Origin of the sequence: Limosilactobacillus reuteri (genome assembly GCF_002254085.1) — a bacterium.
In the GTDB taxonomy this organism is placed as follows: Bacteria; Bacillota; Bacilli; order Lactobacillales; family Lactobacillaceae; genus Limosilactobacillus; species Limosilactobacillus reuteri_K.
Genome location: NZ_NGPY01000015.1, coordinates 23,620 through 33,262 on the forward strand (window position 1 = coordinate 23,620; position 9,643 = coordinate 33,262).

7 protein-coding genes, 19 tRNA genes and 1 rRNA gene are annotated in these 9,643 nt (G+C 39.2%); 4 read left to right on the forward strand and 23 right to left on the reverse strand.

Features of this window, described 5'->3' with window-relative positions; all coding sequences use genetic code 11:
* Nucleotides 1–49 precede the first annotated feature (49 nt).
* From CBG10_RS04250 to thiE, 3 genes are all read left to right on the forward strand, one after another.
* Nucleotides 50–1,192 (forward strand): tyrosine-type recombinase/integrase, encoded by a 1,143-nt coding sequence (locus CBG10_RS04250; protein ID WP_179225390.1) that lies wholly within the window; start codon nucleotides 50–52, stop codon nucleotides 1,190–1,192.
* A 120-nt stretch (nucleotides 1,193–1,312) separates the two neighbouring features.
* Complete coding sequence (gene thiD / locus CBG10_RS04255; protein WP_094502375.1) at nucleotides 1,313–2,131, forward strand: bifunctional hydroxymethylpyrimidine kinase/phosphomethylpyrimidine kinase; 819 nt, start codon at nucleotides 1,313–1,315, stop codon at nucleotides 2,129–2,131.
* The gene (thiE, locus tag CBG10_RS04260) at nucleotides 2,128–2,775 is read left to right on the forward strand and encodes a thiamine phosphate synthase (RefSeq protein WP_019251273.1); all 648 of its coding nucleotides are present in this window, start codon (nucleotides 2,128–2,130) and stop codon (nucleotides 2,773–2,775) included. Before thiD ends, thiE begins: the two co-directional genes overlap by 4 nt.
* 62 nt (nucleotides 2,776–2,837) lie before the next feature.
* Here thiE and CBG10_RS04265 read toward each other — a convergent pair whose 3' ends face one another.
* Both CBG10_RS04265 and CBG10_RS04270 read right to left on the reverse strand, forming a co-directional pair.
* Nucleotides 2,838–4,097, reverse strand: coding sequence for a chloride channel protein (locus CBG10_RS04265; RefSeq protein WP_094511768.1), 1,260 nt, complete (start codon nucleotides 4,095–4,097; stop codon nucleotides 2,838–2,840).
* 158 nt (nucleotides 4,098–4,255) lie between these two features.
* Nucleotides 4,256–6,562, reverse strand: coding sequence for a glycoside hydrolase family 31 protein (locus tag CBG10_RS04270; protein WP_094511769.1), 2,307 nt, complete (start codon nucleotides 6,560–6,562; stop codon nucleotides 4,256–4,258).
* Between the two features lie 144 nt (nucleotides 6,563–6,706).
* Here CBG10_RS04270 and CBG10_RS04275 point away from each other — a divergent pair, with 144 nt between their 5' ends.
* Nucleotides 6,707–7,348 (forward strand): phosphatase PAP2 family protein, encoded by a 642-nt coding sequence (locus tag CBG10_RS04275; RefSeq protein ID WP_016496806.1) that lies wholly within the window; start codon nucleotides 6,707–6,709, stop codon nucleotides 7,346–7,348.
* A 54-nt stretch (nucleotides 7,349–7,402) separates the two neighbouring features.
* Here CBG10_RS04275 and CBG10_RS11165 read toward each other — a convergent pair whose 3' ends face one another.
* The 21 genes from CBG10_RS11165 to rrf form a co-directional block, all read right to left on the reverse strand.
* Nucleotides 7,403–7,564, reverse strand: a complete 162-nt coding sequence (locus CBG10_RS11165; RefSeq protein ID WP_179225389.1) for a hypothetical protein — start codon at nucleotides 7,562–7,564, stop codon at nucleotides 7,403–7,405.
* Nucleotides 7,565–7,810: 246 nt separating this feature from the next.
* A tRNA-Asp gene (locus tag CBG10_RS04280) sits at nucleotides 7,811–7,885 on the reverse strand.
* Nucleotides 7,886–7,889: 4 nt separating this feature from the next.
* Nucleotides 7,890–7,963 (reverse strand) — tRNA-Met (locus CBG10_RS04285).
* 10 nt (nucleotides 7,964–7,973) lie between these two features.
* Nucleotides 7,974–8,045: transfer RNA gene (locus CBG10_RS04290), tRNA-Glu, on the reverse strand.
* A gap of 4 nt (nucleotides 8,046–8,049) precedes the next feature.
* Nucleotides 8,050–8,137, reverse strand: a tRNA-Ser gene (locus CBG10_RS04295).
* 2 nt (nucleotides 8,138–8,139) lie between these two features.
* A tRNA-Ile gene (locus tag CBG10_RS04300) sits at nucleotides 8,140–8,214 on the reverse strand.
* 9 nt (nucleotides 8,215–8,223) lie between these two features.
* A tRNA-Gly gene (locus CBG10_RS04305) sits at nucleotides 8,224–8,294 on the reverse strand.
* 15 nt (nucleotides 8,295–8,309) lie between these two features.
* A tRNA-Phe gene (locus CBG10_RS04310) sits at nucleotides 8,310–8,382 on the reverse strand.
* A gap of 9 nt (nucleotides 8,383–8,391) precedes the next feature.
* Nucleotides 8,392–8,466 (reverse strand) — tRNA-Asp (locus tag CBG10_RS04315).
* Nucleotides 8,467–8,470: 4 nt separating this feature from the next.
* A tRNA-Met gene (locus CBG10_RS04320) sits at nucleotides 8,471–8,544 on the reverse strand.
* Between the two features lie 8 nt (nucleotides 8,545–8,552).
* A tRNA-Ser gene (locus tag CBG10_RS04325) sits at nucleotides 8,553–8,640 on the reverse strand.
* A 52-nt stretch (nucleotides 8,641–8,692) separates the two neighbouring features.
* Nucleotides 8,693–8,766, reverse strand: a tRNA-Ile gene (locus CBG10_RS04330).
* Nucleotides 8,767–8,781: 15 nt separating this feature from the next.
* Nucleotides 8,782–8,855, reverse strand: a tRNA-Met gene (locus CBG10_RS04335).
* Between the two features lie 30 nt (nucleotides 8,856–8,885).
* A tRNA-Pro gene (locus CBG10_RS04340) sits at nucleotides 8,886–8,959 on the reverse strand.
* A gap of 5 nt (nucleotides 8,960–8,964) precedes the next feature.
* A tRNA-Arg gene (locus CBG10_RS04345) sits at nucleotides 8,965–9,038 on the reverse strand.
* A gap of 8 nt (nucleotides 9,039–9,046) precedes the next feature.
* Nucleotides 9,047–9,132 (reverse strand) — tRNA-Leu (locus CBG10_RS04350).
* Between the two features lie 16 nt (nucleotides 9,133–9,148).
* Nucleotides 9,149–9,220, reverse strand: a tRNA-Gly gene (locus CBG10_RS04355).
* Nucleotides 9,221–9,229: 9 nt separating this feature from the next.
* Nucleotides 9,230–9,302, reverse strand: a tRNA-Thr gene (locus CBG10_RS04360).
* Nucleotides 9,303–9,345: 43 nt separating this feature from the next.
* A tRNA-Lys gene (locus CBG10_RS04365) sits at nucleotides 9,346–9,418 on the reverse strand.
* A gap of 18 nt (nucleotides 9,419–9,436) precedes the next feature.
* Nucleotides 9,437–9,509, reverse strand: a tRNA-Val gene (locus CBG10_RS04370).
* Between the two features lie 4 nt (nucleotides 9,510–9,513).
* Nucleotides 9,514–9,630 (reverse strand): 5S ribosomal RNA (gene rrf, locus CBG10_RS04375).
* Between the last annotated feature and the right edge of the window lie 13 nt (nucleotides 9,631–9,643).

The window sequence follows — 9,643 nt, forward strand, 5'->3', positions numbered from 1 at the left end:
CGGTTTAAAAAGACATTATAACGAACGTATGTACGAAAGGAGAACGTCTATGTGGTCAGAAACAACAAAAGATGGCAAAGTTAAATTCAGAGAACAGTATAAAGATCCCCTCACAGGCAAGTATAAGAAAGTTTCTGTCACTTATGATAAGAATACTAATCAAACACGTAGAAGGGCTCAGATAGCCTTAGAGCAAAAAATACAGCATAAGTTAAGACATATCCAAGATGGAAACATAAAAAAAGGTGTTACTCTTGGAGAAGTTATTAAAGAGTGGGAACCCGTTTATAAAAAACAAGTATTATCTGGAACTTATTATTCGTGGAGCACCTACAAAAAAATAATAAAAGACAAGATTGGTTTTGATGTTCTTATTAATAAAATCACTTCAAAATATCTAATTAATCTATATGAGGATATGCTTTATAAAGAGGATTATAAGCGTGGCACAATTATTCAGTTAAAAGCAAAAATAAATCACATAATGAAATATGCCTACCAGCATGATTATATATCGACCTTGCCAACTGCTAATTTAGAAATTAATTGGCCAAGAGAACGAAAGAAGTCCGAAATTGAAGAAAAGTTTTTAGAAAATGATGAATTAAGAAAAGTTATAGATTATTTGGAACATCTTCAATCACCTAATCACCATCTTTATGCCTCACTTTGCGAATGGATGGTGTTAACCGGCATGCGGTTTGGCGAAGCTACTACAATTCAAGTTAAAAATGTTTATAAAGCTAACAATAAATATTTTGTAGAAATTTGTGGAACATTGGTTTACAAAGGCTTAAAATCTAAAAAACAATTTAAAAGTCCGCTGACAAAGACTAATGATAGTCAACGAACGATTTTACTTCCTAAAAAAGCAGTAGCAATTTATAAAGAATTTTCAAAAGGCAAACGAGATAACGATTTTATGTTTACCCTATCTAATCACAATTTTGTTTCAATCGATAACATCAATTATTTTTTAAGAAAAGCAAAAGAGAAGCTTAAAATACCAAAAACAATTAGTACGCATACATTTCGACATACTCACGTTAGCCAATTAGCTGAATTAGGTGTACCATTATATATAATTCAAAAGCGATTGGGTCATAGTGATTCTGAAATAACTTCAAAAGTTTATCTTCATGTAACTAAAAAAGCACAGAAAAAATATGATAATATCATAGAATCACTTTAATTTTCCCCTTTTATGTCCCTTTTTAATTTTATTAGCTAACAAAATACAATGATATCATTGATATTACAGTATATTTGAACAATTATTTAGAATTCTTTGCAGAAAGTGAGGAAGATTACCTTGATTAATGATTATCCCCAGGCCCTAACAATTGCTGGAACTGATAGTGGCGGAGGTGCCGGTATTCCAGCGGATATAAAAACGATGCAGATGCGAGGCGTATACTCAGCAATGGTAGTCGTAGCAGTCACAGCCCAAAATACATTAGGAGTACAAGATGCCTTGCCAATGCCAGAAAAATTAATTGATGAGCAATTTGCTTCAATTGCTAATGATTTGAAAATTAGGGCTTGTAAAACGGGGATGCTTGCTGACCCTATCCGCGTAAGAGCCGTTGTACGAAACTTAAAGAAATATGATTTAGGACCGCTTATTGTCGACCCGGTCATGGTAGCAAAAGGCGGCGCAAAGTTGCTTAGTGATGATGCAATTGCAATTGTAAGAGATGAACTTATTCCCCTTGCCTCCCTGGTTACACCAAATATTCCAGAAGCTTGTGAGTTGACGGGAATCGCAATAAAGGATAAAAATGATATTAAAAAGGCCGCCCGTGAATTACAAAAGCGAAGAGCAAAAAACATTCTCATAAAAGGTGGTCATGCAGAAGATTCAGACAAAGCTGATGATTATATTTTATTTGAAGATGGTAATGATATGTGGTTAACTGCTCCCCGTGTTGATACTAAAAATACTCATGGGACTGGTGATACAATTTCTGCATGTATTACTGCGGAAATTGCTAAGGGACATTCCATGGAACAGGCAATTGTGATTGGAAAGACATATGTTGAAAAGACGATTAGCAAGGGGATTAATGTTGGTCACGGTCATGGACCACTTAATCACTGGGTTAAAATTGAAGGAGACGAGTTAAAATGATGTTTGATCCAAAAATGTTACAAGTATACTTAGTTGGCGGAACACAAGATGTTCATAATGATGTTGTTAAATTTCTTGAAAAAGTGGAGCTAGCAATGAAGAGTGGTATCACTGCCTTCCAATATCGAGAAAAAGGAAACTCAAAGTTACGACCTAATGAACGAGTAGACTTAGGACTAGAATTACGAACCTTATGTACACGTTACGGAATACCATTGATCGTTGATGACGATTATGAATTGGCCCAGCAAATTAACGCTGATGGAGTTCACGTTGGGCAAAATGATACTAAAATTGAACAGGTATCTGTCGCTGTAGGTCATCAAATGTTCATCGGCTACTCCTGTAACACGCCAGAACAAGTTGAACGTGCTAATACAATGAACTTTGTTGATTACATCGGTTGTGGCCCCGTTTTCCCTACAAAATCAAAGCCGGACGCTAATACTGCTATTGGCATTAATCGTCTTGAACGTTTAAACATGATCAGTGAACGTCCCGTAGTTGCAATTGGGGGCATCGATGAAGAAAATATGAAAGTTGTTCATGATACTGGAGTTGCAGGATTAGCAGTTATTTCATTAGTCTTTGATAGTAAGGATCTTGCAGCAACTGTAAAGAAAATGAAAAAGTTGTATAAATAAAATAGCAAGGTTGGAAGAAATTTCAGCCTTGCTATTTTATTAGATACTATTTTTAATAAAGGTTATTTTGTACTTGCTTTTGCTTCCTGCAGCCACTTTGAAACGCCAATTGAAATTGCAACTCCAATCCCCAATGGAAGAAAAGCTGTAAAGTTAAGGTGGCAAACTTCAAATAACATAAATAATGCCATTAATGGCGCCTGTTGTGATGCGGCTAAAAATAATGAGGCGCCGATAACTGCACACTGCGTTAAAGTCACAACTGGGAAGAAGTGCATATAAGGAATACCGAGAAATACTCCGATAACTGCTCCAGCGGCAATCGATGGTGTCAGTGTTCCTCCATAGCCCCCACATTTGATTGTAAATAAGGTAACTACTACTTTAGCAACGAGGCCAAACAAGAGCGCTCCTAGGACCTGAGAATTGACAGTGGTCGTATTCATGGCTAATTGAGCAAGTCCCCGCCCATTTCCCATAATTTGTGGATAAAAAGCTGCAATTGCTCCTGCTGAGAACGATAAAAGCGGTAATTGCCAGAAAATGTTTTTACCCGTTGCCCGTTTACTAGAAGCTGCTTTAACTCCTTGTTTAAACCAGGTTCCGGTTACTCCAAGGATTAAGCCTAATACAATTGCTAATGGAACGGATAGCAAAGAGAAATCACGGCTTCCGACAATATAATATGGTTCGAATCCTTTTAAAATCGAACCAATCATCGTTGCAATTACTGACATGATTAAGCTAACGGAAACTGAACGAGCATTAATGCGCCGGTATAAAATTTCTAAACAGAAAACAGTTCCTGTAATAGGTGCAATATAGACCCCCGCGAAGCCAGCTCCAGCAGCAGCGGCAATTAGTAAACGTTTATCTTCGTCATTAAGGCGCAACCACCGATAAGAATCAAGTGCTCGGGACCATTTCTGAGCGATAGCAGCCCCTGCTTCTCGTGGGGCTAATTCACGACCGATCGAATTACCAGTCCCTACAAAAAAGATTTGAGTAACCACGTGAATGAATGTTTTTCTTAACGGCATTTCTTTACCATTTAAGGCATTCTTAATACTAACTGGATGATAATGGCGTTGAAGGAAGTACCAAATAATTGTAGCGATTATCCCCCCTATTAACACCGAGGCAAATCGATGAATAGGGAAAATATTAATATTAACTGGAATCTTATTTGTCTCGTTAAAGTTTAAAAAATAGTGCTCTGTTAAATCTAGAATAGCGCTAAGAATTAATGAGCTGAACCCAACGACTATTCCAAGAACAACCGTTGCAATCGCTAATGGAATGTTCTCTTGCGTTTCTTTCATCTTCTCGTCTCCTAATAAAAATAAATCAACTTTCAGTTTATCACGGATGAACTGAAAAAGATAATAGCAATGTCTCGCTATGTTGAATATTATGTAAACTAAAATAAGACCGAGGAAGAAGGTTAGCACTTATTCTTCGGTCTTATTTCTATCTTAGATTATCGCTGAACGTACGTTTGTTTTTGCGGATCAAATTCAAAAGTCAATTTTTGATCATTTAATTCGACAAAAATCTTCCGGTAATTTTTATCATAACCATTATGAGGCATATCTATTGTTACTTCATTTTGAGAAGCCTTAATTTGATAAAGGTTGTATTCACCGCTTTGGTAAGCAAAGTCAAGACCGTTATCTTGGTAATGAGTATATGAGGCATGTTGTCCATATAGGCGGAAAGTCATTGTTTCATTAGGTTCATCACTAATATGACTTACTTCAGGCCCCCATGGAATAATCGTATTCTTTTTAACGAATAATGGTAACTTATCAATTGGTGCTTCGACTAAAATTGACCGCTTGCCAGCATATTCAACACCATTCCAAAAGTCAATCCACTCCCCTGCTGGTAAATAAACTGCCCGGGTATTTTGGCCTTCTTGAACTACTGGAGCAACTAGTAATTCATCGCCAACCATATATTCATCGTTCATTGTTCGAACAGCAGGATCTTGATCGTAGTTTAATACTAACGGACGCATTATTCCGAGCCCATTCTTTGTCTCCTTGTAGCAAAGATCGTATAAGAATGGAATGAAACGATACCTTAACTTTAAGTACTTCCGGTAGATTGAGAGCGTTGGTTCACCGAATACCCAAGGTTCTTGTGCACGGGTTCCCATTGAAGCATGATTACGATAGAGAGGACTAAATAAGGCTGCCTCAATCCACCGTGTTAGCATTTCTGCCGTCGCATCCGCACCAAATCCACCGATATCAGTTCCCGCAAAGGTAAAACCACTCATCCCTAAATTACATAGTTGAGGAATCATCATTTGTAGATGAGGCCACAAACTTTGGTTATCACCTGTCCAGACGGTTGAATACTTTTGCGTTCCCGCATAAGCTGCCCGGGTAATGACATAAGGGCGTTTATGGCTGTATTTCTTTAATCCATTGTAAGTAGCCTTTGCCATATTATGCCCATAAACATTATGTAATTTCTTATGGGTAGAAAGATATTTTCCATCACTAAAGACAATATTATCAGGGATTTCACCTTCAAATGATGCTGGTTCGTTCATATCGTCCCAAATTCCCGCCGTTCCGGTATCAACAAGATATTTACAATTATCAGCCCACCATTGTTGTACCTCTTCTCGGCCAAAGTCAGGAAAAACAGCATCGCCAGGCCAAACCTTATTAACATAATCGGTTCCATCAGGATTCTTAACAAAGTATCCTTTCTTAATTCCTTCTTTATAAATTTTATACTTTTTATCTTGCTTAACACCGGGGTCAATAATCGGCATTACTCTAAATCCTTGGTCTCTCAACTTTGAAACAAATGCTTGAGGATCAGTAAACTTTTCTTTGTTCCAAGTAAATACTCGGTAACCATCCATATAGTCAATGTCAAAGTGGATCACGTCACAAGGAAGATCATTTTCTCGTAGTTTAGTCGCAATCTCTTGAACTTTTTCAGGACTTACACTATATCCCCAACGCGATTGCTGATAACCAAGCACCCATTTTTGTGGCAATGGAACGCGCCCAGTAAGGTAAGTATAATTTGTAACAATATCCCTCAAGTGCGAGCCCCCGATAATGTAATAATCAAGGTTACCGGCAACTGCAGAATAAAAGTAGTAATTGACATTTTCTTTTCCTAAATCAAGATGACTACGATAAGGATTATCAAAGAAGAGACCATATGGATGACCATTCTTCAAACCTAACATAAAAGGAATAGACTTATAAAGCCGAGTAAAACTTTCTACTTGGGGTGCTGGATTATCGGTATTCCAGTTATCGTATTCGTAGCCTCGTTTATTCAAATACCCAGTTTTATCCCCAAGACCATATATCTGTTCATCAGTAGCTAAAGATTTAATTACTTCAAAATATGTCTTATCTTTGTCACTTCCACCAGCAATATCATGACCTTCTGCGGCAACTAACTTTGCATGAGCCTCATCTAATCCACGATCAATCGGTGTTCGCTTGCCCTGATAATCAATAATTAATGGATGACCATTTTTGTCATAAACATCTATTTTCTCATCGTCGTATATTTTTACAATTAACGCCGCCGTAGTTAATTCAAGATGGTCACCATGATCCAAAACAGTAAAGTTAGTTTTAATTGTTTTGTTGCCTTCAATAGCATATGATGCTCCTTTTTCACCGTGATCTTGAAATACTCGAATAATTTCAGGCGTAATAACTGATAAAATAATTGAACTGTTTTGATAATTAATCGTAATCCTTTGATCAACAGTTGCGTATCCACGTAATTGGTTATTCATTAATGTCGCCCTTCCTCTTTTTTACTTTTATTGTATCGCATTTATTTTAAATGTAAACGTTTTCGTGAAGGGGAAAATAACTTTTTAAGAATAAATAGGATATAATTAAATGTGATAACGAAAATGAATGAGGCTTATAAAATAATGCATAAAAAAGCACAAATTGGATTCGGATTCTTTTGTTGGATTTTATTCGGAATATTACTCTTCAATGTTTTAACTAAATCTCTATTTATTCGTTCAATCGATACAAGTGGTTTTGCGCTGACTGCTCCAGTATCTAAAGTCAAAACCACTATCTTAACCGAATTGACTTTTATGGGTGACCCAGTTACAGTTGGAATTATAACAATTGGCTTAATGCTTCTATTATGGCGGCGCGGAAGGGCAACCGATAGCGTTTGGTATGGTATGTTACAATTTATCGGTTACTGTTTAGTAATATTAATCAAGTATAGCGTTACTCGTTTTCGTCCTTCCTTTCGGTTAATTAATGTTAGTGGATATAGTTTTCCAAGTGGGCATACCTTTTCAACAGTTATTTTTACTTTTACGATCTTAGCTCTTCTTTTACCCTATTGTAAAGTTAAATGGCAAAAGGTATTTTTAGAAATCATCGGCGCGCTATGGATTATTATTATTATGTATTCGCGAGTTTATTTACATGCTCATTTTACTTCCGATGTAATCGGGGCCTTCTTATTAGCTAGCGGATGGTGGTTATTAGCTAATAGTCAGCGTACTGTTTTCTTTCATTGGTTGCAAAAACCGGTCAATAAAGTTTAATTAGCAAAACACCAAACTATAATCGATATAAAAGTTATAGTTTGGCGTTTTACTTTAATTGAAATAAATTTTAATTTTCAAATATTCGATAAAAGTAGTTAATTCGACTTCATTTACATTGATTTTTACGGCAGGGCGTGCCGTAAAAACATGCTTCTTAAAATCACTTGCTTTATTTTTGAAAACCGGGGTAATAATTTCATTTTGTTCTGTCATACATAAAAATCTCCTTACTGATGATAGTCTCAGTATAGGAGATTCGGGGTAGCTAGGGCTAGACGTACTGTTATTGACTGCTTACCAAAAGTCTATCACAAATGGCTTTTTATTTTTTCTAACTTAATTTTACAAACGACGTATAAAAAAATCTGGCATGGAATCTCCATCCATACCAGAAAGTGTATACCCAAAAAAATACTTCCCACCTTTAGGTAGGAAGTATTTTTTAAACCATTAATTAGACGGTCCGTACGAGACTCGAACTCGTGATCTCATCCGTGACAGGGATGCGTCCTAAACCAACTAGACCAACGGACCAAAATTGCGGGGGCTGGATTTGAACCAACGACCTCCGGGTTATGAGCCCGACGAGCTACCAGGCTGCTCTACCCCGCGATAATAAAAATGACCCGTGCGGGATTTGAACCCACGATACCAGCGTGAAAGGCTGGTGTCTTAACCACTTGACTAACGGGTCATTACGGAGAAGGAGGGATTCGAACCCTCGCACCGCTTTCGCGATCTACACCCTTAGCAGGGGCGCCTCTTCAGCCACTTGAGTACTTCTCCAATGGGCCTAAATGGACTTGAACCATCGACCTCACGCTTATCAGGCGTGCGCTCTAAACCAGCTGAGCTATAGGCCCATATTTTAAAGCGGGTAACGAGAATCGAACTCGCGACAACAGCTTGGAAGGCTGTGGTTTTACCACTAAACTATACCCGCATAATATTAAACTAATGGCGCGGGACGGAATCGAACCGCCGACACACGGAGCTTCAATCCGTTGCTCTACCAACTGAGCTACCGAGCCAAATATAAACGGTCCGTACGAGACTCGAACTCGTGATCTCATCCGTGACAGGGATGCGTCCTAAACCAACTAGACCAACGGACCAAAATTGCGGGGGCTGGATTTGAACCAACGACCTCCGGGTTATGAGCCCGACGAGCTACCAGACTGCTCTACCCCGCGATAATAAAAGGAGGATGAGGGATTCGAACCCTCGCGTCGCTCTCACGGCCTAGCGGTTTTCAAGACCGCCCCCTTCAGCCACTTGGGTAATCCTCCATAATAAACTAATAAGATTAAACAATAATGATTCATCAAAGCTAATCTCTGATGGACCTTGTAGGACTCGAACCTACGACCAGGCGGTTATGAGCCGCTTGCTCTAACCAACTGAGCTAAAGGTCCAAAACAGCCAGCCAATCGCGGCGGGGGGGATCGAACCCTCGACCTCCCGGGTATGAACCGGACGCTCTAGCCAGCTGAGCTACACCGCGAAAAAACTAATAATATATTAATTTTATAAATCGGGAAAACAGGATTCGAACCTGCGACCCCCTGGTCCCAAACCAGGTGCTCTACCAAGCTGAGCTATTTCCCGAAAAATGCACCCAGAAGGAGTCGAACCTTCAACCTTCTGATTCGTAGTCAGACACTCTATCCAATTGCGCTATGGGTGCATAATAAGTGCCGAGGACCGGGATCGAACCGGTACGGTTATCACTAACCGCAGGATTTTAAGTCCTGTGCGTCTGCCAATTCCGCCACCCCGGCATTATAGAACTGGCAAAGCGGAAGACGGGATTCGAACCCGCGACCCCCACCATGGCAAGGTGATGTTCTACCACTGAACTACTTCCGCATATGAAAGTGCCGACTAGAGGATTCGAACCTCCGACCCCCTGTTTACAAGACAGGTGCTCTGCCAACTGAGCTAAGTCGGCAATTGACACTTTATTTTTTATTATCAGATCTAAAGTCTGATAATGAGCCGTGACGGGCTTGAACCGTCGACCCTCTGATTAAAAGTCAGATGCTCTACCAACTGAGCTAACGGCTCATGAGCTTAATCGCTCAATGGAGGATACAGGGCTCGAACCTGTGACCTCCTGCTTGTAAGGCAGATGCTCTCCCAACTGAGCTAATCCTCCATAAGCGTGGCAACGTCCTATCCTCGCAGGGAGCGATCCCCCAACTACTTTCGGCGTGTTGAAGCTTAACTTCTGTGTTCGGCATGGGAACAGGTGTATCCTTCAAGCCATCATCACCACACTCTTTGTCCCTT

Coding starts and splice junctions, on each gene's coding strand:
- CBG10_RS04250 (WP_179225390.1), top strand. CDS start 50: ATGTGGTCAGAAACAACAAAAGATGGCAAAGTTAAATTCAGAGAACAG.
- thiE (WP_019251273.1), top strand. CDS start 2,128: ATGATGTTTGATCCAAAAATGTTACAAGTATACTTAGTTGGCGGAACA.
- CBG10_RS04265 (WP_094511768.1), bottom strand. CDS start 4,097: ATGAAAGAAACGCAAGAGAACATTCCATTAGCGATTGCAACGGTTGTT.
- CBG10_RS04270 (WP_094511769.1), bottom strand. CDS start 6,562: ATGAATAACCAATTACGTGGATACGCAACTGTTGATCAAAGGATTACG.
- CBG10_RS04275 (WP_016496806.1), top strand. CDS start 6,707: ATGCATAAAAAAGCACAAATTGGATTCGGATTCTTTTGTTGGATTTTA.
- CBG10_RS11165 (WP_179225389.1), bottom strand. CDS start 7,564: ATGACAGAACAAAATGAAATTATTACCCCGGTTTTCAAAAATAAAGCA.